The organism is Ignavibacteriales bacterium (genome assembly GCA_016709155.1).
Classification (GTDB): Bacteria; Bacteroidota; Ignavibacteria; order Ignavibacteriales; family Ignavibacteriaceae; genus JADJEI01.
In genome coordinates this window covers 562,369-585,957 of the sequence record JADJEI010000013.1, presented here as the reverse complement: position 1 = coordinate 585,957, position 23,589 = coordinate 562,369, and the positions used below count along the sequence as shown (strand labels likewise).

Annotated in this window: 23 protein-coding genes; 18 read left to right on the top strand and 5 right to left on the bottom strand. The window is 34.6% G+C overall.

From position 1 onward, the window contains the following. Positions 1-31 precede the first annotated feature (31 nt). The 3 genes from IPH11_15960 to IPH11_15950 are packed head-to-tail and all read right to left on the bottom strand — an operon-like array spanning position 32 to position 3,965. Entirely contained in the window at positions 32-1,336 is a 1,305-nt protein-coding gene (locus IPH11_15960) for a peptidoglycan DD-metalloendopeptidase family protein (protein ID MBK6915078.1), read from the bottom strand. Next, a complete protein-coding gene (locus IPH11_15955) occupies positions 1,330-2,115 on the bottom strand; it encodes a DUF4292 domain-containing protein (GenBank protein ID MBK6915077.1) in 786 nt (261 codons plus the stop codon). Before IPH11_15955 ends, IPH11_15960 begins: the two co-directional genes overlap by 7 nt. After that, on the bottom strand, positions 2,112-3,965 hold the full coding sequence (locus IPH11_15950; GenBank protein ID MBK6915076.1) for a tetratricopeptide repeat protein: 1,854 nt from the start codon (positions 3,963-3,965) through the stop codon (positions 2,112-2,114). Before IPH11_15950 ends, IPH11_15955 begins: the two co-directional genes overlap by 4 nt. A 103-nt stretch (positions 3,966-4,068) precedes the next feature. On the opposite strand from IPH11_15950, the gene IPH11_15945 reads away from it, so the two are divergent. The 14 genes from IPH11_15945 (at position 4,069) to menE (ending at position 17,830) form a co-directional block, all read left to right on the top strand. Beyond that, a complete protein-coding gene (locus IPH11_15945; protein MBK6915075.1) occupies positions 4,069-4,974 on the top strand; it encodes a hypothetical protein in 906 nt (301 codons plus the stop codon). Continuing rightward, positions 4,971-5,351: a hypothetical protein gene (locus tag IPH11_15940; protein MBK6915074.1), complete on the top strand. Its 381-nt coding sequence runs from the start codon at positions 4,971-4,973 to the stop codon at positions 5,349-5,351. Before IPH11_15945 ends, IPH11_15940 begins: the two co-directional genes overlap by 4 nt. A gap of 76 nt (positions 5,352-5,427) precedes the next feature. Further along, the gene (locus IPH11_15935; GenBank protein MBK6915073.1) at positions 5,428-6,201 is read left to right on the top strand and encodes a YjbH domain-containing protein; all 774 of its coding nucleotides are present in this window, start codon (positions 5,428-5,430) and stop codon (positions 6,199-6,201) included. Between the two features lie 150 nt (positions 6,202-6,351). Next, positions 6,352-7,515: a hypothetical protein gene (locus IPH11_15930; protein MBK6915072.1), complete on the top strand. Its 1,164-nt coding sequence runs from the start codon at positions 6,352-6,354 to the stop codon at positions 7,513-7,515. A gap of 5 nt (positions 7,516-7,520) precedes the next feature. After that, positions 7,521-8,018, top strand: a complete 498-nt coding sequence (locus tag IPH11_15925; protein MBK6915071.1) for a hypothetical protein — start codon at positions 7,521-7,523, stop codon at positions 8,016-8,018. After that, positions 8,018-9,451 (top strand): hypothetical protein, encoded by a 1,434-nt coding sequence (locus IPH11_15920; protein MBK6915070.1) that lies wholly within the window; start codon positions 8,018-8,020, stop codon positions 9,449-9,451. Before IPH11_15925 ends, IPH11_15920 begins: the two co-directional genes overlap by 1 nt. A gap of 139 nt (positions 9,452-9,590) precedes the next feature. Beyond that, on the top strand, positions 9,591-10,478 hold the full coding sequence (gene rsgA, locus IPH11_15915; protein ID MBK6915069.1) for a ribosome small subunit-dependent GTPase A: 888 nt from the start codon (positions 9,591-9,593) through the stop codon (positions 10,476-10,478). Positions 10,479-10,689: 211 nt separating this feature from the next. Then, a complete protein-coding gene (locus IPH11_15910) occupies positions 10,690-11,571 on the top strand; it encodes a chorismate-binding protein (GenBank protein MBK6915068.1) in 882 nt (293 codons plus the stop codon). Then, on the top strand, positions 11,526-11,996 hold the full coding sequence (locus IPH11_15905; protein ID MBK6915067.1) for a chorismate-binding protein: 471 nt from the start codon (positions 11,526-11,528) through the stop codon (positions 11,994-11,996). The genes IPH11_15910 and IPH11_15905 overlap by 46 nt, the downstream gene beginning before the upstream one ends. After that, positions 11,980-13,764 carry a 2-succinyl-5-enolpyruvyl-6-hydroxy-3-cyclohexene-1-carboxylic-acid synthase gene (gene menD, locus IPH11_15900; protein ID MBK6915066.1) on the top strand — a complete coding sequence of 595 codons (1,785 nt, stop codon included), beginning with the start codon at positions 11,980-11,982 and terminating at the stop codon, positions 13,762-13,764. Before IPH11_15905 ends, menD begins: the two co-directional genes overlap by 17 nt. After that, positions 13,761-14,582 (top strand): 2-succinyl-6-hydroxy-2,4-cyclohexadiene-1-carboxylate synthase, encoded by an 822-nt coding sequence (menH, locus tag IPH11_15895; GenBank protein MBK6915065.1) that lies wholly within the window; start codon positions 13,761-13,763, stop codon positions 14,580-14,582. Before menD ends, menH begins: the two co-directional genes overlap by 4 nt. Before the next feature lie 47 nt (positions 14,583-14,629). Beyond that, positions 14,630-15,463: a 1,4-dihydroxy-2-naphthoyl-CoA synthase gene (menB, locus tag IPH11_15890; GenBank protein MBK6915064.1), complete on the top strand. Its 834-nt coding sequence runs from the start codon at positions 14,630-14,632 to the stop codon at positions 15,461-15,463. A 7-nt stretch (positions 15,464-15,470) separates the two neighbouring features. After that, positions 15,471-16,367, top strand: coding sequence for a 1,4-dihydroxy-2-naphthoate polyprenyltransferase (locus IPH11_15885; protein ID MBK6915063.1), 897 nt, complete (start codon positions 15,471-15,473; stop codon positions 16,365-16,367). After that, positions 16,367-17,830 carry an o-succinylbenzoate--CoA ligase gene (gene menE / locus IPH11_15880; GenBank protein MBK6915062.1) on the top strand — a complete coding sequence of 488 codons (1,464 nt, stop codon included), beginning with the start codon at positions 16,367-16,369 and terminating at the stop codon, positions 17,828-17,830. Before IPH11_15885 ends, menE begins: the two co-directional genes overlap by 1 nt. On the opposite strand, the gene IPH11_15875 is transcribed toward menE, so the two are convergent. Continuing rightward, complete coding sequence (locus tag IPH11_15875; protein ID MBK6915061.1) at positions 17,822-18,223, bottom strand: acyl-CoA thioesterase; 402 nt, start codon at positions 18,221-18,223, stop codon at positions 17,822-17,824. The two genes, menE and IPH11_15875, sit on opposite strands and share 9 nt — an antisense overlap. A 5-nt stretch (positions 18,224-18,228) precedes the next feature. Then, on the bottom strand, positions 18,229-19,167 hold the full coding sequence (locus IPH11_15870; protein MBK6915060.1) for a hydrogen peroxide-inducible genes activator: 939 nt from the start codon (positions 19,165-19,167) through the stop codon (positions 18,229-18,231). A 239-nt stretch (positions 19,168-19,406) separates the two neighbouring features. Between IPH11_15870 and IPH11_15865 the strand changes: the two genes are divergently transcribed. The 4 genes from IPH11_15865 to IPH11_15850 are packed head-to-tail and all read left to right on the top strand — an operon-like array spanning position 19,407 to position 23,554. After that, positions 19,407-20,363, top strand: a complete 957-nt coding sequence (locus tag IPH11_15865; protein MBK6915059.1) for a hypothetical protein — start codon at positions 19,407-19,409, stop codon at positions 20,361-20,363. A gap of 42 nt (positions 20,364-20,405) precedes the next feature. Beyond that, positions 20,406-21,542 (top strand): carboxylate-amine ligase, encoded by a 1,137-nt coding sequence (locus IPH11_15860; GenBank protein ID MBK6915058.1) that lies wholly within the window; start codon positions 20,406-20,408, stop codon positions 21,540-21,542. Then, the gene (locus tag IPH11_15855; GenBank protein MBK6915057.1) at positions 21,543-22,379 is read left to right on the top strand and encodes a GMP synthase; all 837 of its coding nucleotides are present in this window, start codon (positions 21,543-21,545) and stop codon (positions 22,377-22,379) included. Then, entirely contained in the window at positions 22,379-23,554 is a 1,176-nt protein-coding gene (locus IPH11_15850; GenBank protein MBK6915056.1) for a hypothetical protein, read from the top strand. Before IPH11_15855 ends, IPH11_15850 begins: the two co-directional genes overlap by 1 nt. The last annotated feature ends 35 nt before the right edge of the window (positions 23,555-23,589 follow it).

Here is a 23,589-nt window from a genome sequence, read left to right as displayed (position 1 = left end):
TGAAAAATATGTTTCAAATTTTTCAGGCAATTTATTTTTTAAGCCAGGCTTCAGGATTTATGTTTTGTCTGCCGTTCCAGATTTCGAAATGTAATATTGTCCCATCTAAACTTTCACCGACAGTTGCAATTAATTGTCCGCTTTTTATTTTGTCACCCTCCTTGACAAATATTTGCGACAAGTGGCTGTAAACAGTTCTGTATTCATCTTTGTGCGAGATAATTAATACGCTGCCAAATCCGGGAATGTAATCAATGATTGAAACAACTCCATCACTAACAGCTTTAACGTTTAGATCCTTCGATGCTTTAATATCTATTCCATAATTAAGTGTAACAATATTCAGTTTTGAATTTTTGTTCTCACCGAACTTCCGAAAAATTTTTCCGCCTGAAATCGGCCAGCTTAGTTTGCCTTTCATCGCAGCGAAGGAAGAAAATTTTTCCGTGTTTAAATCAATATCAAATTCGGGGAGTGTTTTTGTTGTGCTTCCTTTCTCTTTTTTAATATTGGCAATAACAGTCTCATCCTTCTTTTCGACCACGGTTGATTTTTCTTTTTCGAGTTTTAATCGGGCTAATCGTTCATCCTCCTCCTTTTTTCTGCGTTGACTTTCTTCAATCAATCTCACGATCATATTTTTAATCTGGATTTCTGCCTGCTTCTTCGCCTCAATTTCTTTTTGCAGCGAGACTTTATTGTTTTTTATCTTTGATAAAACTTTTTTCTTATCGTTTAGCTTTGAAAGAAGCTGACGCTCCTCACCCAACTTTTGCTCCACCAATAAATTCTTTTCTCTTTGTTCATTTTCAAGATTGGATTTTAACTTAACTAATTCAGTTTTGTGCTCATCAAGTTTTTTCAAATCATTTTTTCTGCTGTCAGAAAATCTTTGTAGATACACATAACGACGCAGGGACTGCTGCAAAGATGATGCATCAACAATACTTTCTAATTCAGATACACTTCCACGTTTATAAGTTGCAACGATGTATGCTGCATAATTTTCTTTAATTTTTTTTATTTCATTTTCGACAGAAGCAATATTTGAAAGGCTCATTTCTATTTGCTGCTGCTTGTTTTTTTCTTCCGACCGCAATTCCCCGATAAGTTTGTTCAAAATTAAATTTTGCTTGTTGAAATTTTCAATTGTTGAATATGATTCCTTTTCGCTGGCGGATTTTGATTCGAGGTCTTGTTGGAGTAATTGAATCTGTGAACGAAGTTCTATTAATTTCGCTTGATTAATATTTATTTCAGGTTCTTCCTGAAGAAGAATTTCGGTGAAAGGAATAATTAGAAGTATAAATAATATTTTACAAAAAGATTTTACCATTCAATTATACTTGCGTCTGAAGGCAGAACAAAATCAACAAATAAATTTTTCTTATTAACTGAAATTGTTTTGTACTCGATGGTTACTGACTGATCATCTTTGTAATTGATCATTTCGATCCGGTTTGGAACGGCTACCGATTCAACAATCTGAAATTTCGAATACTTACTATCGAGTAATACTTCATCTACTTTATTAGTGATCGTAAAGTTTTTGATACCCAATTCTCGAACATCAATCGTGTATTTGTCTTTGTTATTAGTCAGTGAATCAATATATGTGAGCATGTATTCGTCATAAATTACTTCAAAATTATCAGGACTTCGGTAAAGCTTTGGAGTTAAATCAACCGATCCAACAAAAGCGTCAAGCAATTGCCTGAACGATAAATTGATTTTAAAAATCTCTTTTAGAACATCATCACCCACCTTACCTTTATAAGCCGAGTTATTTAATTGATCGTAAAAAATAAAATTCTCACCCGTAACAACTGACTGAGCAAGCTCCAATCCAAATGGTCCATAAATAGTGAGATAAATAGAATCCGGTTTAACAATCACGATCCTGAAATTAGCGCTGTTATCAAACTGAGGGGACTTTACTGAAAGCGTGCCATACCCTTCAAAATTTTTAATCCTTCTTCGGTTTACTTCAAGTTTGTTTATCAGTCTTTCGGAAGGCAGGATTTCCAATTGTTCGGTGGGCTTGGACGGCACACATCCATTTATTATTAAAGGTAGTAAAAACAAAACCACAAGTGAAAATAATCTTAACCTCAAAGTTCACCTTTCTCAATTTTCTTTTTTAGATTTTCATTATTCGGATCAATAGAATGAGCCTTCTCCCAATTACTGATAGCTTCCTCTTTTAGCCCTAATTTAAATAATACATCGCCAAGATGATCAAGAATTACTGCCCGGTCGCCGCTGACAGTCAATCCTTTTTCGAGATATTTTTTTGCTTCTTCATAATTTCCAAGTTTGAAATACACCCACCCGATTGTATCGAGATAAGATGAATTTTCCGGTTCTTTTTCAACTGCTATTTTCACCATTGACAATGCCCGCTCGAGCTGAAGATCTCGTTCTGAAAGTGAGTAAGCATAATTATTATTGACTAAAGCATTGGCGGAATCAATCTGCAAAGCCCTTTCGTAAATGCTGTCGGACTCTGTTAACTTTCCCATCGAATTGTAAATTAATCCAAGCGTACCAAGCAGATTAACATCGGTTGGAGCCAAAATTATTGCCCGATTAAGATATTCGACTGCACTTTCATTTTCTTTTAATTGACTTAATGTATATGCGTATGCAGAGAGCGTATTTACATCGCGAGGATTTAGATCGACAGATTTTTTGAGATAAACTTTTGCTTCCTGCTGCTTATTGTTTTGCGCAAGTGAAAGTCCAAGAATAAAATTCACAGCATAATCCTGTGGAAAATTTTCTATAGCTTCATTCATTACTTTTTCAGCTTCTGAATATTTTGCATTGTCATAATATAACCCGCCGAGTCTTACCCATCCCTGCGAATTCCAGCTTGCCAGTTCAGTGGTTTGCTTAAAATAATCAATTGCAGAAGAATCATTTTTTTCATTTAGTGCGATTGCACCGAGATACATTTTTATCTGCCAGTCAGATGTATCTTTATCAATAGATTCAAAAAATGATTTGGTAAAAGAATTTAATGAAGTGTCTTTGAGAGATTTAGCAAAAAAATTAGCTCCGATGTTTAACTTTGCATCAAGCGGAATATCGGGCTGGTTCGAAATATATTGATATTGTTCTCCTGCTTCGATCCATTTGTTCTGTTCAATTAATAAAATTGCTTTTTTCTCTCTTGCTTCAAGATCGTTGGGGGTGGATTCAAGAATATCATTAAGGATACTTTCTGATGCCTGATAATTTTTATCGCGTTGATAATAATCAGCAAGGATTTTTTGAATAGATACATTTGAAGGATCAATTGTGAGCAGCTTTTCGATTGATTCGGCAGCGAGACCATATTTTTCAAGGTTTACATATAATTCTGAAACCCGAAGTAACACATTCCATTGTGGTCCGATCAAATCAGTGAGCTTGTTATAAATTTCAATTGCAGAAAGCGGTTTGGAATCTTCATAAATCACAGCAAGTCTGTAATAAGGGGCGGGGTCTGTTGAATCATTCAATATCATTTCATTTAAAATTGCTGCCGCAGAATCATTTTGATTTGCGGAGATATAAACGTCAACTAAAAGATTTTTAAAATCCTTTTGTTCGGGATCTTTTTTTATTGCGTTTAATAAATTTATTAATGCAAGATCCAGTTTTCGGGTAACATAATATGCTTTGCCAAGTGCATAATAAATTCCTGCTGACGAATCACGGTTTAACGCCTGCTGATAATTTATAATTGCGGTTGGATAATCCCCCTTCACTTCAGCCGCTGCACCGGTGATGAATAAATTTAGTGCAAGTTTTTTATCGGGATAATTTAACTTTTCATCTGTGTGATTATTCGAATCAGCCTCAGTGCTGTGACTTTTAGTTATTGACTTTTGCGAGGTTGAACAATTAGCAAATACCAAAGCTAAAATGAAAACCAAAGCAGCTAAAACATTTTTTTGTGATAATAGAATAGGCTTCAATATTACAATTAAGAATTTTATTAGAAATTTTTTATAGTTCAGATTTTATAATCCTTGTTTGCAAATATAGCAAACAATATCTTTGTAAAAAGTTTAATAAGAAATGTCTAATTACATACTTGGAATAGCATTCGTTTGGGAATATGACGAAGACTTTGTTAATCTTATTGAAGAGATTTTGCATGCTTCAAATATTACAACGTACAGAGTGACTGATTACAACATAAAAGATGTAACTGCCGATGTAAAATCTAAAAAAATAAATTTTGATTTTTATCTCGATCGTGCATCGGATGTGGATGAAAGATTTTCGGAGCTTGCAAAAATCCTGACGCGAAGAAAAATTAAGATATTCAATCCGTACAAAAAAGTTCAACATGCAATTGATAAGGCAAGCATGCACCTTGAATTTATTACCGCCGGGCTGCACGTCCCGCATTCAATTATAATTCCCCCCCATAGTCAAATTGAAGATATTTATTTATCTGTTGATGAACTAAAAATTTTAGGAAGACCATTTATAATCAAACCATGCAACAACACGGGCGGTGGTATCGGAGTTGTTACCGGAGCTGAATCTTTAAAAGAAGTTCTTGAAGAGCGAGTAGTTTATTCTAACGATAAATATTTATTACAAGAAAAAATTTACCCGTTATTAATTGATAAAAAGAGAGCATGGTTTCGCTGCTTTTTTGCTTTTGGAAAACCAATTCCTGTCTGGTGGGATGATTTAACACACATCTATCTGCCATTCGAGTTTTTTGACACGAAGCTTTATAAAAAACTTTTACAAATAACAAAAAAAATTGCCGTGTTAACCGGTTTGGATTTCTTTTCTACAGAAATTGTTCTTACACAAAATGACAGATACGTGGTTATTGATTATGTAAATGACCAATGCGACATGCGCCTTAAATCAAAACATTTCGACGGCGTACCCGACGAAATAGTTGCCGCAATTATTGAATGTTTAAGAGACACTATTCTTCATTCTCAAAATTTAAAATGAATAGGAGAAGTATCATTTATTATTTGGTTTTATTTTTAATTATCCTAAGTGCTTTGTTCTTTTACAACTATGTCTATTCTATTTATGAGATCAAATATCAAATTTCGAATCAGATAATATTTTGCAATTCAACTGCAGAAATAAAAGCTGTTGGGATAAACGCCATGGGATATGAAATCACCTTCAGAACCATCAGAGCTGAGTATGAAATAATAGAAGGACAAGATTTGGTAGAAATTATTTATAAAGATGTTTCGAAAGGTGAACTCAAAATCAAAGCGTTAAGCAAATCGGGTATTGTGACAATTCGTGCAACAAGTCAATATTCATTATTACCTGCGATCATCGAAATTCCCATTCAAGTTCCGTTTGCTTAATAATTAAGTAGCGAACAAAGTAAATTTTTATTACTATTTTTAATCAGAAAAAATTAAAAGATTTCATCGAGGAACTATGAAAAATATTATTACTTCTTTGATACTGCTTAGCGTGGCTTGCAGCAGTTTAATTGCGCAAGGCACATCGGGCGAAACAGCCAAATACGAATACAGAAACTTGGTTGACATGCCGACAGCAGGCATTTTGGAAAAAGGATTTGTTGGAGTTACCACAAATATTCTTCCTGCAGGAGTTGTCATCGGAATACTCGAAGTCGGAGTTTTTGATAATGTTAGTTTTGGCATCTCCTATGGAGGGGCTAATATTATTGGTGCTGGCTCCCCCGATTGGTACAAAATTCCATCTGTAAATTTAAGAGTACGATTGATTGATGAATCGGTTGCATTACCAGCCTTAACTTTGGGTTTCGATTCGCAGGGTAAGGGAATTTATTTCGATGAAGACAAGCGATATGCAATTAAGTCGCCTGGATTTTTTGGAGCAGCAAGTAAAAATTTTGATTTCCTCGGATATCTCAGCTTACATGGCACAATCAATTACTCTCTTGAAACATTGGATGGCGATAACTTCACAAACTTGCAAGTAGGTTTTGAAAAGACCGTTGGCTCTATGTTTTCTGTTATTGGAGAATATGATTTCGCATTCAATGATAACACTACACAAATATATGGCAATGGGAGCGGTTATTTGAATGTCGGATTTCGATTATCGGTTGGCGACGGTTTTACCTTAGGTATGGATTTGCGGGATCTTTTAAATAATAAAAAATGGAGCCCGAGCACTGCAGATCGTTCTCTTAGAATTGAATACATAAAAAGCATATTTTAATCCTTGTATTAAATAGTGTACGCATTGGTTCAGAAAAATATACAGAGCATACTAACATTTGATGATTTAAGAAATAATTGGAATAAATTTTTCACTTTTATAAGGCTCGGATTTTGATGATGTTACAGTGAATTTAAAAGGAGATTTGAGATGTTTAAGTTAAATTTTTACAAGATAGTAATTCTTCTGGCAGCCGGATCAATTTTTAGCGGATGCTATACTCAGTTTGCTATGTATGACGGCTCACAGAAGCAGGTTCGCCCGCCAACTGATGAGGATATTTACTATACAGAAGAATCTGACACAAATTATTCTGAAGATTATTACACCAATGAAGATTCACTTAGTGATTATACCGGCGAGGATGAATCATATTTTGAGAATGATTACGACTTAGATTATCCATCCTATCATAGATACTATGGTTATTATTACCCATCATTTTCAATTGGATTTTCTTATGGTTACCCTTATTACAATCCATATTGTTGGGATCCTTTCTTCTCACCGTACTGCTACACCCCATATGTTTATTATCCTTATCCATATTATTATTATGATTATTGGTATGGATATCCATATTATTCCTATGGTAATAACTATTCTCACTATTACGGGAATTATTCTTCAAATTACAAATACAGAGATAATAATAGATTTTCACTTAGAAACTCCAGCGGGCTCCGAAACTCATACACCACTCGCGATCCACTCTCGCGAAATACACTTTCAAGAGACGGTGATTTCTCGAAGATAAATAATAACAAAGATCGGGATGTGTTAACCGTCAGTTCAAATAATAGCAGCAGGGGAACAAGTAATATTATTCCAAATAAAAAATCAGCACGTGTTGATGAGACTAAAAAAACAATAAGAACTCAAACGAATACTAAAAGCCCCATTAAAAAGGATTTTAATGAAGTAAAAACTAATGAACCTAAAACCATTTCAAAAAATCCAAATATTATCAATAGAGATCCGCTAATTAAAAAAGGCAATACTGATACAAAAGAAGTTGATAGAAGTAAGGGCAATCAAACGCCTAAGATTAAAAATGATGTCAGAAATATTCCTCCAAAAGTAAACGGCACCGAAAAAAAGACTTATCAATCTCCGAAAAATTATAATCCGCCAAAAAATAATTATAAACCGCCAACAAAGAATAATACGCCTCCTACTAAATCATATAATCCGCCGACAAGAAATTACTCGCCGCCAACAAAAACATATTCGCCCCCGACAAGAACGTATTCACCCCCTCCACGTACATCGGGAAACAGCAGCGGCAATAATACAAGAAAGAATACAAGGTAGATTGAATGGATGCGCGTCATTTTATTAACAGATTAGTAATTTTATTTACCGCTCTTTCTATTTCAGGCTGTTATACTGTGCTCTGGACACCAGAAGACAAAATGCCGTCTGAGTCGGATTATGAAAACGTAACAGAATTAAATAATTCATTCGGGTACGGCGACCCACTTCTTTTTGGCTATGGATATTACTATTCCTACCCATGGTGGTATGATCTCCGATATTCCCCGGATAATTCAACACAAATACAAAATAATTCGGATGATATAGAATCATTAAGGAATTCAGGGAACGGCAGAAACACAGAAACCGGGAGAACTCCAATTGTTGACACTCCCCCACCCTCAAAACCATCAAATTCAAATTCTGGGAGCAATACTAATACAAATTCGGGAACAACCACACAAACTGAAAATTCCAGCAACAGATCACAAAATTCCGGAAATGATACCAGCATACGGAATGACAACGGCAGCAGAAATTCTGAAGGAAAACGAAAGTGATGAAAAAATTATTTGTCAATTTATTTACTCTAATTCTTATTATTATTTTTTTAACATCTATTCAATCATTTGCTCAAAATATTAATGATGCACTAAGATTGGGTTACTCCGGACTTGGCGCCAATGCGCGTGCTTTAGGAATGGGCAATAGCTACATTGGGTTAAGTGACGATGGCTCAGCTTCATTTTTCAATCCGGCTGGGTTTGGGTTACTAAAACGACTTGAGTTTTCGGGTGGATTAGCTTATTCAAACTTTAACAACAATACTACTTTTTTCGGGAACAATTCTGAATACTCCAACAGCTCAACAAATCTCAACAGACTCAGTTTCGTTTTTCCCTTTCCAACTTTGCGGGGCAGTTTAGTTTTCGGATTATCATACCATACTACATCTTCGTTAATCGGCGCTCTACAATTTGACGGATTCAATAGTTCGGATAATTCAATGATAACAAATTTATTAAGCACAGATGTCCCTTATGATCTTTATCTGACGGATGAAAATAATGTCTCTCCAATCCACGGAGATTTGAATCAAAGCGGAACTGTTATTTCTTCCGGAAGTGTTGATTACTGGACTTTATCCGGCGCAGTTGAGCTTGTTCAAAATCTGTATGTTGGTTTAAATCTAAATATTGTTTCTGGTGCATTCGAGCAAAACAATGATTATTATGAAGATGATACGAAAGATATCTATTTTGATACTACTGCCGCAGGCGAAGCTCAGACGGTTGATTTCAAAACTTTTTATTTAAATAGATTGCTAAACTGGGAGCTCGCTGGCTGGAATGCAAAGCTTGGATTAATTTATCAGCTAAATAATATTGCACGGTTTGGAGCAACTATTCAATTTCCGAAAACATTTTCTATAAAGGAAGATTTTACTGTAAACGGAAGCAGCGAATTCGGAACTGGACAAATTATCGAACTTGACCCGACAAAATACAGTGATAAGGTTGAATACGACATCATTACACCTTTCGAATTTGCAGCAGGTTTTTCGGCTGGATATGCGGGCATAATTTTTTCAGCCGAAGGAACATTAATTGACTACACACAAATGAAATTTGATAATCCAAACGGATTGACGGAACAATATATCTCCGAGCAAAACAAAAGCATTAAAGAAAAACTCGAAGCTGTAATCAATTATAATCTTGGAATTGAGTACACCATCCCTAATTTGGGATTAAGATTAAGAGCAGGTTATTTCATTCAATCTTCAGCGTTCAAAAATGACAACTCAGATTATGATAAAAAATATATTACTGCGGGTCTGGGTTTTCTTGCCGCCGAAACATTAGGAATTGATATTGGTTATGCTCATGGTTGGTGGAATGACTTTGGAGATAATTACGGCGACAATGTTTCCCGTACGATTCAGGAAATTACTCTCGATAACATGGTAATGACCGCAACGTATCGTTTTTAGTTTTTTAGATTGATTAGAATTGTAAAGCGTCCTAATTTAGTGACGCTTTTTTATTTTTAATGGAGAATTTATTCAAGGTATTATTTGTAAAGTTGAAAGTAAAGATTATTACTTCCTTCCTGAAGACAGCAGCAATTTGATCCGGTGCAGTCTTAAAGGTAAAATAAAAAATGACTTTCACTTAAAAAAAAACAAACAATATCATACGGATATTGCTGTCGCCGGCGACCTGGTTGAAATAGATTTGAATAAAGATGGAACCGGTGTAATAACTAAAATTGCTCCCCGTAAAAATTATCTGTCATGCAAAGCTCCAAAGATTAAAGGGTCATCGTATAGAGGTGAACGACTGGAGCAAATTATAGCCGCCAACATTGATCAGCTATTCATAGTTACCAGCATTAAACATCCCGATTTCAATAGTAAAGTTGTTGATAGGTTTATTGTTGCCTCCGAAAGTTCTTCCATAAAATGTAATATTATTATAAATAAAATAGATCTGGATGACACAAAAACTTTTCTTAAATGGAAGACAATCTATGAGGATATTGGCTATAATGTTTTTTTAACGTCCACTATAAGCAGACATGGTTTCGAATCACTCCATCAATCATTAAATGGTAAAATAAATTTATTGTGGGGGCACTCAGGAGTTGGGAAATCTTCTCTCCTCAATTCACTATACCAATCTTTAAATTTGAAAGTTGGTTTAATCAGTTCCTTTAATCAAAAAGGTAAACACACCACAGTTACTAATTTTCTAGTTAAAGTTGAGAAGGATACTTATATAATAGATACGCCCGGGATCAGAGAGATTGATCCTTATGGAATACAAAGACAGGATTTGGGACACTATTTTAGAGAGTTTAATGAATTGATTTCAGGATGCAGATTCAGCACTTGCACTCATAATCACGAACCCGGTTGTATAGTTATAGAAGCGGTGCAGTCCGGAAAAATTTCTGAAATTAGATACAATAGTTATCTGAGAATTTTGGAAACTATTGAGGAGGATATTATTTTCTGAAAGTTATTAACAAAATTATATGCTAAATTTTATTGTCATATTTTTCCAGATGACTAATAGTTTGAAATAATTTAATATTAAAGGAATAAACCAAATTTATTATGAACACTTTAATTTCTGATTCAATTTCCGCCTTCGAAAAATTTTTAACTGACTTAAAATTCAATGACAAAAACAACGGCAACCAAAGCGAATTAGTAAATTTTATTTTTTGGTTACCGGACCAATTGGAAAACATAATCTTAACACTTCGCTAAAATCTTTTGAAAGATCTTTTTATTTTGAAAAGCCTTCTGAAGATTACGTGGTTATCGGATTGGACGAAGTATATAAAATTTCCGAAAACGGTGAAACGAGATTCGTTGCAACCGAGAAAAAAATGAATGAACTTAAGTCGAATGTAATTTCCAATTGGGATTCTTCGAAGCCATTGAATATCCCACTTTTCGTTGGAGCTATGAAATTTCAACCCGAACGTTCCGAAGACATTTGGACTGAATTTGACGACTCAACATGGTTTATTCCTGAAGTAATGTTATTCCGAACCAATCAAAAAAACTTTTTAGTATTTAATGTAAGTTTTAGCTCTACAACTCATATAGAGAAAATAAAAGAAAGAATAAAAAAGAAACTTGAATCCCTGTTTGATCAAACTGAAAAAGAAGTTCTTCAAGCAAAAATAAAATCTATCAGTGGAAATTCTCCAAAGGAAAAAAAGAAATGGAAAGGATTTGTTACACATGCGCTTGAAAATATTTTGGAAAATAATATTGACAAAGTAGTTCTATCGCGCCGAATTGAACTTTTATTAAATAACGAACCGAATTTAGATTATTTAGCCGAATCCCTCAGAACCAGTTATCCCCGCTGTAGTATTTTTTGCTACCACCATGGTAAATCAAATTTTTTTGGCGCTTCACCCGAAAGACTTGCATTATTTTCAGCAGGAAAAATGATGATTGAAGTTCTCGCCGGTTCTGCACCTCGCGGTAAAGATGAAATAGAAGACTTATCAATCGAAAAAGATGTTTTAATGTCTGAAAAAATATTCGAGAACATAATTTTGTTGTTGAATACATTAAAAATGTTTTAACACCTATTACAGTCAATATTAATATCGAAAATCCATTGACGGCGAAAAAATTACCCAACATACAGCATATCAGCACATCGTTCCGGGTAACTTTAAAAAAGGATGAATCTTTGTTTTCAACTTTGAAAGAATTATTTCCAACCCCTGCCGTATGCGGAGTTCCAAAAGAAAACGCAATCCATTTGATTAAAAAACTTGAAGAACAAAAACGCGGACTATATTCTGGAATTATTGGCTGGTTTAATCTTTTAGGTGAAGCTGAATTTGTTATATCACTTCGATCCGCACTACAAATTAATCATACTCTTTATGCTTACGCAGGCAGCGGTATTGTGCAGGATTCTGAGCCCGAAGATGAGTTTAAAGAAACGGAATTGAAATTACACACGATAGTTTCCCTTTTCAATAATGAAAATAAAAGTTAACCGAAATTTTCTGTGGGCTGAAATATTTGTCAAACAGCTTGAAATTCTCGGTGTAAAACATTGCTGCATATCACCCGGCTCGCGAAATACACCACTAATACAGGCATTTTCCTCCAGTAAAAAAATTAAAAGTTATTTTATAATTGATGAAAGGAGTTCTGCCTTCTTTGCGCTTGGTTTAGCAAAACGAACGCAAACCCCGGTAACAGTAGTCTGTACTTCAGGCACCGCCGCCGTTGAATTACATCCGGCAATAGTAGAAGCTTATCAGCAGCGAGTGCCGCTAATAATTTGTACCGCTGACCGTCCCCCCGAATTGCAAAACGTGGGGGCAAATCAAGCAATAAATCAAAATGATTTGTATCATAATCACATTAGATGGTTTTGCAATCCAGGCTTACCACAGTTATCTCCCGGAAAACTTGTCGCGATAAGAAATATCGCAATAAATGCTTTTAAGATTTCTGCTTTCAGAGATCGCGGTCCTGTTCACATAAATTTTCCTTTTAGAAAACCTTTTGAGAAAAATTCTTTTACAGATGACTTTGATAATAAATTTTATCCTGAATTTCAGTCGAAGGAAGTTGTTTTAAAACGAAGTTCAATCAATAGTAACAATAAATTAAATCAATCAGTTTCCTTCGAAGAAATTTTAAAGTCAATCAATACATCACAAAGAGGAATTTTAATTGCAGGACCGGAATCTTTTAACGAGCAGAATAAATTTAATCTGATAAAATTATCAGCCATACTTGGCTACCCGATTTTTGCCGATGCTCTTTCAGGCTTGCGATTTGGAAATATTGATTGTAATAATTTAATAACTAATTATGATGCGCTGCTTCGTTCAGAAATTTTTTTAATCAAATTCGACCCTGAATTGATTCTTCACTTTGGAAGAACTGTAACCTCCAAAGGATTAGAAATCTTTTTTGAAAAAACGAATGCTGTTAAATATTTAATAAATGAGTTCGGAGATTGTTTCGATCCTGCAAAAAAAACAAAGAGCGTATTTGCAGTTAACCCCAGCCTATTCTGCTGCAAATTACTAGATGCACTTCCGGTGAATAAACTAAATAGAATTAATAAAAATTGGATTGAATACATTCAGGAAGCGGACAGAGCCGCTGGATTATTAAAAAATAAAATCATCAGCAATTCAAATTTTCCAAATGAATGTAAAGTTTCAGAGGTTGTACTAAACTCTATCAAATCCAATTCTTCAATAATGCTGTCCAACAGTATGCCAATACGAGATTTCGACTATTTCACTTTATTATCAAGCAGCAATTTGAACATATTTTTTAACCGCGGGGCAAGTGGAATTGACGGCATTACATCAACAGCGCTCGGTATTGCTGCAGCAGATAAAAAACCTGCAATACTTATATCAGGCGATCTGGCATTTTATTATGACATAAACTCATTATTAATATCAATAAAAAATACAATTCCAATTGTAGTAATATTGATAAATAATTTCGGCGGCAGAATATTTGAAGTTCTACCTATCGCTAAATATAAATATGAGTTCGAAAAATATTTTCTCTCAAAACATAATTTGAATTTCAAGAAAATAGTAACTGCATTTCACTGCAGGCATACGGCAATTAAAAGCTGGACTCATCTGGAAGTTGAAATTAAAAAAGCCCTCAAAATAAAACAGCTTACTGTGCTCGAAATAAAAACAGATGCCAAACTATCGCTTACACTCAGAAATAAATACTGGACTACGTTGATAAGCATTTTGCATTTTATCGAAAAATGAAAATTGCATACAGAGATATTTTCATCAACTTAAACCTTTTACGATTTTACAATCCTCAAGATGATTTGATACTATTCCTGCATGGTTTTAGCGGAAATTCTAACGACTGGAAGAGAATCACTAATCTTATTGATGGGAAATATAATCTCGCTGCAATTGATTTAATCGGGCATGGCGAAACTAGCAGCCCGGCTGATTTATCTTATTATAATATTGATTTTATTTCAGAAATAATCAAAGCTGGTATTAAATATTTTCGTAAAAATAAAATTATTTTATGCGGTTATTCAATGGGGGGCAGAGCGGCACTAAATTTTAGCATTCATAATCCTAATCTCGTCGAAGCACTGATTCTCGAAAGTTCAACTGCCGGTATATTAAATGAGAGTGAACGGCAAATGCGAGTTCAAAAAGATAATGAACTTGCTCAATTTATCTTGAATCATCCAGTTTCTGAATTTGTTGATTACTGGATGAATCTTGATTTATTTGATTCACAGACAAAACTTGATAAAATAACCTTAGATGAAATTAGAAACGCTAAACTTAAAAATAACCCGGTTGGACTTGCAAACTCTTTGATTGGCTTCGGTACTGGTGCAATGCCGGTACTATTTAGTGAGCTAAAAGATTTAAATAAAAAAACACTTTTGATTACAGGATCATCCGATACTAAATTTTCTGAAATAAATAAATTGATGTCCGAACTACTTCCCTTCTCGCAGCATGTTAGCATTGAAGGTACCGGACACAATACACATCTCGAAAATCCAAATAAATTTTGTGAAGTTTTAAATTCATTTCTTATGAAGTTATAGTTTCAAAACATTTCTTTATTTTTGAATAAATATTTAAAAAGGAAACAATGAAACATCACTGGGCTAAAGTAAAAGATTACTCTGATATTATTTATGAAAAATTTGATGGTATCGCAAAGATTACTATTAACCGACCTGAAAAGCGAAATGCTTTCCGTCCTGAGACAGTATTTCAAATGTATGAGGCTTTCTCTGATGCCCGCGAAGATCAATCAATTGGAGTTATTCTGCTCACAGGCAACGGCCCTGCTGAAGATGGAAAATATGCTTTTTGTTCCGGCGGGGACCAAAGCATCCGTGGTGACAAAGGTTATGTCGGCAAGGATGGTGTTCCAAGATTAAATGTTCTTGACCTTCAAAAACTTATAAGAAGCATTCCGAAAGCTGTAATCGCCCTTGTCGCTGGCTATGCCGTTGGCGGCGGACATGTATTACATGTTATTTGTGATTTGACAATCGCAGCCGATAATGCAATTTTTGGTCAGACCGGTCCAAAAGTAGGCAGCTTTGACGGAGGATTTGGTTCAAGTTATCTTGCAAGATTAGTTGGACAAAAAAAAGCCCGTGAAATCTGGTACTTATGCAGGCAATACAATGCTGAGGAAGCTTTACAAATGGGATTAATAAATAAAGTTGTCCCGCTCGATAAACTTGAAGAGGAGGGTGTAAATTGGGCAAAGGAAATTCTACAGCATAGTCCAATGTCTATCAGGCTTCTGAAATCAGCATTCAATGCAGAACTTGATGGACAGGCTGGTATTCAAGAACTTGCCGGAAACGCTACCCTCCTTTATTATATGAGTGAGGAAGCTCAAGAAGGCAAAAAAGCGTACAACGAAAAACGAAAGCCTGATTTTAAAAAATATCCGAAGCTGCCGTAAGTCGCAAATGATAAATCGGCAACTAAATATTTCAAAATTTCAAAGTTGGATTCTTGCAAGCAGACCACGTACTCTGCCGGCTGCGCTTGTTCCTGTAATGGTTGGCTCAGCTCTTGCTGTACATGATGGAAAATTTAATTTTATTTACTCCTTCGTAGCTTTTCTATGTTCCATTCTAATTCAGGTTGGAACAAATTTTACAAATGATCTTTATGATTATTTAAAGGGGGCAGATAATGAAAATAGAAAAGGTCCTTTGCGCGTGCTTGTTAGCCAATTAATATCAAAAAAAGAAATGACTATTGGAATAATTTTAGTTTTCTCCTCAGCATTTCTGCTTGGTTTATATCTCGTTTACTCAACAAGCTGGGTGATATTAATTGTTGGAATGGTTTCGATCTTGGCTGGATTGGCTTATACAGCGGGACCATTTCCGCTTGCTTACAATGGGCTTGGTGATGTATTCGTTTTTATTTTTTTTGGGTTGGTTGGAACTTGCGGCACTTATTTTTTACATCATCAGAATATTACTGTTGAATCTATAATCGCTTCAATCCCTGTTGGAGCATTGATCACTAATATTCTTGTTGTAAATAATTACAGAGACATTAAAGAAGATAAAGAAGCCGGTAAATACACACTCGCAGTTAAACTTGGTGAAATCTTTTCTTTTTACCAATACTTGATTCTAAGTTTGTTTGCATTTCTGGTACCATTAATATTTTTTGTATTGTTTGATTATCATTTTTTCATACTTCTTCCGTTAATCAGTTTGCCAATAATTTTAAAGTTGATAAAAATGTTAAATTCAAAAAACGCGGATGAATTAAATAAAGCTCTTGAACTTACTGCAAAAGAATCAGCACTGTTCGGGCTTTTGTTTTCAATCGGGTTAATTGTTTAATGAATATTGAGAGCAATCTTACGACAAAAAAAATCCTAATTCATCCATCCTTCAGAATTAAATCCGGCGGAAATAGTTTTGATTTTTCTGCAATCAGTTCTCGGGTAATGCAATTTCAGAAAATTCTTTTTGAAAGAAAAATAAGTAAGGGAGATTACGCGGCTGTTCTCTCGGAAAACAATCTGGAATTTATTGTTTCGATTTTGGCTCTGTGGCAGATTGAAGCCATACCGGTTTTAATAAACACAAGATTAACTAAAGCTGAAATTGAAAATCAAATTGTTTTTTGTAAAATCGTTTTAATTTCTTCTTCACAAAAAAAAATATTTTCTGAATTTTCCAAACCTTGCTTAGAAATTATTTTAAGCTCAGAATTACCTGTCAAAAAAAAGAATGAACAGTTTAATCTATCCTATCCTGCTGTAATAATTTTTACTTCCGGTTCAACCTCAAAACCAAAAGCAGTGGAGTTGTCATTCAATAGTTTGTATCAGAGTTTTAAATCCGCAGATCAGATTCTTCATCAATCCGAAGATGATAAATGGCTGGCAAGTTTACCATTCTATCACATTGGGGGATTTTCAATTTTTACACGTGCTTTATTCGCAGGATGCACTCTAATATTACCGGACGATTTATCTGTGGAATCAATTGGAACTAGTATTCAAGAAGAAAAACCATCTCTCTTATCACTTGTGTCACCTCAACTAAAAGAATTTGTGGATAAAAAGATTTCGCCAAATCCGGAATTACGAATCGTATTGATTGGTGGGGGTAGGATTGACACCGATTTGATCGCATCTGCGATTACTCTTGGATGGAATATTCACAAAGTTTATGGATCAACAGAAACCGCATCATTCATTTCCATTCTCACGCCCGCTGAATTCAAATTTAAAAGTGGTTCTGCTGGAAAGCCCATCCCACCAAATGTTATAATTATTGGCGATGAGAGCGGGAAAAAACTTCCTGCAAATACATCTGGAGAAATTACCGTGAAGGGCGAGACATTATTTAACAGATATTTATTTGATTCAGAAGCAACTTCACAAAAATTATCAAATGGAGTATATTATTCTGGAGATGTTGGTTATCTTGATGAAGATGGATATTTATTTATCAAAGGTCGAAGATCTGATTTAATTGTTTCGGGTGGAGAAAATATAAATCCATTTGAAGTTGAAGCAGCCATTAAAATTTTTCCAGGTATAAAAGAGGTTTGTGTATTTCCAATCAATGATAAAAAATGGGGGCAGAGAACAATTGCTGCAATTGTCCCATATGAGAATATTAGAATAGATTTCGAAAAAATGAAGTCGAATTTACGAGAATACATAGCTGATTATAAAATTCCAAAAGAGTTTCATATTTTTGATTCACTTCCGAAATCATCGCTTGGAAAAGTTTTACGCAAAAAAATAATCCAAATGTATATGTCTAAAAATGAAGGCGATTTATTTTAGATGCTTCTTCAGGGCGTTGAAAATTTTATCATTCATTTCAATTTTCTTTTTTGTCTCCCTGTCAATAAAAATGTGAGTGGTTTTAACACGGTCGCATAATTCCCCATTATTATTTTTAATTTCAAAATAAAGTTCATACATATATTTTTTTAATAATAGAACTGACATTTCAATACTTATTTCATCCCCTGTTTTCAACGGCTGAAGATAGTCAGCTTCACTATGCAATATTGGAACTGCAAAATCATTTCCACCCCAAAAATCAAAATCAAGCGGTAAAGAATTAATAAAATCCTCATAAACAGAATGACATAATTTGTAAACATTTCCAAAGAACATTATGCCAGCAGGGTCGCAATCATAAAAATTAATTTTAGCTTTAGTTGTGTACATATTTATCAGACAATTTTAGTGTTGTTTTTTGTTTTAAGAGATTCAGGCAAAGTTAGTAGAATTTCATTTTTGATAGCATGAGTGATATGCTGTTTAATAAACCCCTTGCTGTAAACCATTCCTACTTCACGGACGGGGACAGGATCTTCAAACGGACGAACAAGATTTTTATCGTCTTCGCTTTTTAAATATAGAAGCGACAATTTTGGTAATAGAGTAATACCAAAATTTTGCTTAACAAGAGAAATTAATGTGTCGAGATTTCCGAATTCAAATAAGATTTTTTTTGATCTTGTATTCCAGTCGTTTTCAGAACTTCGACATATTTTTAAAATCTGATCCCTTAAGCAATGCCCCTCCTTTAAAAGAAGCAAATCGGTTGAATAAATATCTTCTGCTTGTAATGATTTCTTTAGAAAAAGCTTGTGCTCTTTTGGGATAAAACTAACAAACGGTTCAAGATAAAGACTCTCCTCAACAATGTTAAAATCATTTATCGGCAGAGCAAGAATTCCTAAATCAAGAACGGATTTATTAAGTCCTGATATGATTTCACTCGTAGTGAGTTCATCAATAATTAGTTCAATCTTTGGAAATTTGTTAATGAATGATTTAAGAAACAGCGGCAGTAAATACGGAGCGATTGTTGGAATAATACCGATTTTAATTCGCCCGCTATAGTCTCCCTTTTCTTCAGCTAAAATTCTTTGCAGCTCATCTTTTTGTTGAATAATAATCCTTGCTTGTTCAATTATTCTCACACCAATTTTGGTTGGTTCAACTGGATTTTTAGAGCGATTAAATATTTGAGCACCAAGTATATCTTCAAGTTTTTGAATTTGCATGCTCAATGTTGGCTGAGTTACAAAACAATGTTCAGCAGCTTTTGAAAAACTTTTATAATTATAAACAGCTATTGCGTATTCTAATTGAGTTAGTGTCATAATTTTTTTATACTAATATAATTAAATAATCAGTTTGTATTTCACGAAATTGTTTCGTTTTTATAAGCAAGACAAGGAGAATTTAAAACCATTTATCAGTAAAATTATTGAAAACAATATTTTATTTCATATATTTGAATTAGAAAATTGACCTTCCGAAAAATGATTATTGCTCTAAATATAAAATCAATTTTGATTTCAAATAATATTAAACAATTAGTCAATAAGAGGACTTAAATATGAAAAAAATAGGGATTTTGTTTGGACAAGAAAATACTTTTCCTCCAGCATTTGTTGAAAGAATAAATGCTAAAAAAGAGGAAGGTATTTCAGCAGAATTTGTCAGCCTCGATAAAGTTGTACAGGGCGAACCTTGCGGTTATGATATTATCATTGATAGAATTTCTCAGGACGTGCCGTTTTACAGAGGGTTTTTGAAAAATGCAGCATTGACAGGCACTGCCGTTATCAACAATCCATTTTGGTGGAGCGCAGATGAAAAATTTTTTAACAATGCCTTATCAACTAAAATTGGTGTCGCTGTTCCAAAAACAGTTCTGCTTCCCTCTAATCAACACCCACCTGACACTAATTCAAATTCATTTAGAAATCTTGCTTATCCGTGGAATTGGGAAGCGATATTCGAATATGTCGGTTTTTCTGCTTACTTCAAACCATTTGCCGGCGGCGGCTGGAAAAATGTTTATAAGCTTAATAATGCTGAAGATTTTTTCAAAGCTTACAACGAAACAGGACAGCTTGTGATGATGCTGCAGGAAGAAATAATTTTCACTGAATACTTTAGATGTTACTGTCTTGACCGCCGTGACGTTCACATAATGCAATATGACCCGAAACAGCCTCACCATTTAAGATACGTGCAAAATCCGAAACCTTTCGAGAAAAAATTTCTGGATCAATTAAAGGAGATTGTATTAAAGATAAATAATTATTTAGGATATGATTTTAATACCGTTGAGCTTGCCGTCAGGGACGGAGTGCCGTACGCAATAGATTTCTGCAACCCCGCCCCGGATGCTGACGTAAATTCTGTCGGGCAGGAAAATTTCGAGTGGATTGTTGAAGCCGCCGCTAATATGGCTATCAGAAGGGCGAAGGCACACAAGCCGAATCAGAATAATTTAACCTGGGGTGAGTTCATAAAGCATTATGCAAACGATAAACCGCTTAAATGATATTTTATTAATCATTCATAATATTTTTTGAAAGAGAAATAAATGACAAAGGGAAATCTATTTACACTCGGGATAGAAGAAGAATTTCAGATAGTTGATCCTGAAACAAGAGAACTTCGCTCACACATTCAGCAAATTATGGAAGACGGGAAATTAATCCTTGCTGAAAATGTTAAACCTGAAATGCATCAATCCGTTGTTGAAATGGGGACAGATATTTGCAAGGATATAAAAGATGCTCGTGTGCAGGTTACTAATCTTCGTAAAAAGATTGCAGCGCTTGCAAAATCAAAAGGACTAAGAATTGCAGCCGCAGGAACCCACCCCTTTTCTCACTGGAAAGATCAACGAATTACTGTCCATCCGCGATATAAAGAAATTATCGAAGATATGCAGCAAGTTGCACGAGCAAATTTGATTTTTGGTTTACATGTTCATGTTGGATTGGATGATAGAGAAACCGCTATTCACATAATGAATGCAGCAAGATATTTTTTACCGCACATTTTTGCTCTGTCAACCAATTCACCATTCTGGCTTGGAAGAAATACCGGATTCAAATCATATCGAAGCAAAGTATTTGATAGATTTCCACGCACCGGAATTCCCGATTATTTCGGAAGCCTTGCTGAATATGATAATTATGTAAAACTACTTGTCAAGACCAACTGTATTGATAACGGCAAAAAGATTTGGTGGGATATTCGCGTTCATCCTGTTTTTGAAACATTAGAATTTAGAGTTTGTGATATTCCCATGCGGGTTGATGAAACAATTTCACTCGCCGCTTTAATGCAAGCTGTTGTAGTTAAACTTTATAAACTCATCAAACAAAATCTTGGTTTCAGACTTTACCGCCGCGCACTTATTGCTGAAAATAAATGGCGTGCTGCCCGTTATGGAATTCAAGGCAAATTAATTGACTTCGGGAAAAAAGAGGAAGTTCCATTCAGCTCACTTGTTGAAGAACTTCTTGCTTTTGTTGATGACGTTGTTGATGAACTTGGTTCGAGAGAAGAAATAAATTATGTAATGAATATTCTCAAAACCGGGACAGGCGCAGACAGGCAGCTTGATGTTTGGGAACAGACTTATGATACGAAATCCGTTGTGGATTATATCATTGAAGAAACCCACGTTGGTTTGGAAGAAACTAATAACAAAAAACAAAAGGAATAAATGAGCAGCAAAGAAATTAATGTGGCGATAATAGACCTATACAATAATGAGCGCAATGAAGGAATGCGCTGTATAAAAGAAATTGTCTCCGCACAAGACCGCCTTATTAATAATACTCCCATAGCCTATGAAGTTTTTGATACTCGTTACAAAGATGAAATTCCATCAACAGATTTTGATATTTATATTTCTTCCGGAGGCCCGGGAAGCCCTTTTGAGGGAGAGGGGAAAAAGTGGGATTCAGATTATTTTAAATTGCTCGATAACCTTTGGTCATTCAATGAAAATAATTCGGATCGGAAAAAGTATATTTTTTTTATTTGCCATTCTTTTCAGATGATGGCAAGGTATTTTAAATTTGCAGACGTAACTGAACGTTATGAAAAATCCTTCGGGATACTTCCTTTTATCCGAACCGATGCCGGGAAAATTGATTCTATATTAAAAAATCTTACTGATCCATTTTTTGCTGCCGACTTCAGACAGTATCACGTCATCAACCCGGATGAAAAAATTATTCAAGAACTTGGAGCAAATATTTTAGCAATTGAAGATCCCTCAGAGTCCAAAGAGCATCAACAAGCTTTGATGGCAGTAAGAATATCAAATGAAATTATGGGTACTCAATTTCATCCTGAAGCTGATACCAACAGTATGTTGTATCACTTCAAACAAGATGAAAGGAAAAAACAGGTTACGGATAAGTACGGCGAACAAAGGTATGATGAAATGTTAAGGCTGCTTGAAGATCCAAATGCTACTAAGCTGACTCGTAAAACCGTGCTTCCTACTTTCTTGAGAATTGCTATCGAAGAACTTAATACGGTGTTTATCTAATGATACCAGAGCTAAGAAAAAAATTTAATAGTCAGTTCACAGAAACTGCATACAATAATTTTCTTAATGATTTGAACACATCATTAATTTATCCAACTGATTTTCGAGTTTCGGAAACTCCTCTATTTCTATCTGCAGAACTTACTAAAGAATTAGAATCAGCTTGTGATGATTTAATTCTTCAAATTCAATCTGAACACTTTCTGACAAATTCTTTAACTGCCGTTCCAAGCCATTTAAAAGTCTCCGGTGACTCTGATCATCCAATATTTTTACAAATTGATTTTGCAATCTGTAAAAGTGAAGAAGGAAGCTTTGTCCCAAAATTAATTGAGTTGCAGGGTTTCCCTTCTCTTTATGGTTATCAAGCTTTCTTTAATGACAAAATCAGAAAACATTTTGAGATACCCGAAAATTTTCAAAGTTATTTTTCCGGTCACAATCTTAATTCCTATCAGGAAATACTTAAGGAAACCATAGTCGGAAATGAAAATTCTGAAAATGTTATTCTTTTGGAGATTCATCCCGAAGAACAAAAAACAAGAATTGACTTTGCCGCGACTGAAAGACTAACTGGAATTAAAACTGTGTGCATTACAAAAGTCATTAAACACGGAGCAAAACTTTACTATAAAGACAAAGGAAAAGAAATTCCAATCAAAAGAATTTACAATCGTGTAATCTTTGACGAACTTGAGCGTAAAAATTTAAACTTCAATTTTGATTTCAGAGATGATATAGAAGTTGAGTGGGTGGGGCATCCAAATTGGTTTTTCAGAATAAGTAAACATTCTCTGCCTGTACTCAAAGGGAAATATGTTCCGCACTGTTACTACCTTAACGATCTTCAAAGCATCCCCGATGATCTGCATAAATACGTATTAAAACCTTTATTCTCGTTTGCTGGTTTAGGTGTTGATGTTGAACCGACAAAAGAAAAACTGCAGAGAATTAACGAAAGAAATAATTACATACTCCAACAGAAAATTGAATACGCCCCGCTGATTGAAACCCCCGACGAACCTTCAAAAGTTGAAATTAGAATGATGTTCCTTTGGAATAAAGCACCAGTTCTAGTAAACAACCTCATCCGCATGAGCAAAGGAAAAATGATGGGTGTTGATTTTAACAAAAACAAAACGTGGGTTGGTTCGAGCATTGCCTTTCATCCGTAACGCTTCAGAGTTTTTACTATTCTAAAAAAGATTTG

Excerpts from the sequence above, each read along its gene's own strand:
- IPH11_15925 (MBK6915071.1), top strand. The coding sequence starts at position 7,521 with ATGGATGCGCGTCATTTTATTAACAGATTAGTAATTTTATTTACCGCT.
- IPH11_15870 (MBK6915060.1), bottom strand. The coding sequence starts at position 19,167 with ATGACACTAACTCAATTAGAATACGCAATAGCTGTTTATAATTATAAA.
- IPH11_15935 (MBK6915073.1), top strand. The coding sequence starts at position 5,428 with ATGAAAAATATTATTACTTCTTTGATACTGCTTAGCGTGGCTTGCAGC.
- IPH11_15920 (MBK6915070.1), top strand. The coding sequence starts at position 8,018 with ATGAAAAAATTATTTGTCAATTTATTTACTCTAATTCTTATTATTATT.
- IPH11_15875 (MBK6915061.1), bottom strand. The coding sequence starts at position 18,223 with ATGTACACAACTAAAGCTAAAATTAATTTTTATGATTGCGACCCTGCT.
- IPH11_15865 (MBK6915059.1), top strand. The coding sequence starts at position 19,407 with ATGAAAAAAATAGGGATTTTGTTTGGACAAGAAAATACTTTTCCTCCA.
- IPH11_15850 (MBK6915056.1), top strand. The coding sequence starts at position 22,379 with ATGATACCAGAGCTAAGAAAAAAATTTAATAGTCAGTTCACAGAAACT.
- menD (MBK6915066.1), top strand. The coding sequence starts at position 11,980 with ATGAAAATAAAAGTTAACCGAAATTTTCTGTGGGCTGAAATATTTGTC.
- IPH11_15930 (MBK6915072.1), top strand. The coding sequence starts at position 6,352 with ATGTTTAAGTTAAATTTTTACAAGATAGTAATTCTTCTGGCAGCCGGA.
- menH (MBK6915065.1), top strand. The coding sequence starts at position 13,761 with ATGAAAATTGCATACAGAGATATTTTCATCAACTTAAACCTTTTACGA.
- IPH11_15960 (MBK6915078.1), bottom strand. The coding sequence starts at position 1,336 with ATGGTAAAATCTTTTTGTAAAATATTATTTATACTTCTAATTATTCCT.
- menB (MBK6915064.1), top strand. The coding sequence starts at position 14,630 with ATGAAACATCACTGGGCTAAAGTAAAAGATTACTCTGATATTATTTAT.
- IPH11_15945 (MBK6915075.1), top strand. The coding sequence starts at position 4,069 with ATGTCTAATTACATACTTGGAATAGCATTCGTTTGGGAATATGACGAA.
- IPH11_15885 (MBK6915063.1), top strand. The coding sequence starts at position 15,471 with ATGATAAATCGGCAACTAAATATTTCAAAATTTCAAAGTTGGATTCTT.
- IPH11_15940 (MBK6915074.1), top strand. The coding sequence starts at position 4,971 with ATGAATAGGAGAAGTATCATTTATTATTTGGTTTTATTTTTAATTATC.
- menE (MBK6915062.1), top strand. The coding sequence starts at position 16,367 with ATGAATATTGAGAGCAATCTTACGACAAAAAAAATCCTAATTCATCCA.
- IPH11_15860 (MBK6915058.1), top strand. The coding sequence starts at position 20,406 with ATGACAAAGGGAAATCTATTTACACTCGGGATAGAAGAAGAATTTCAG.
- IPH11_15855 (MBK6915057.1), top strand. The coding sequence starts at position 21,543 with ATGAGCAGCAAAGAAATTAATGTGGCGATAATAGACCTATACAATAAT.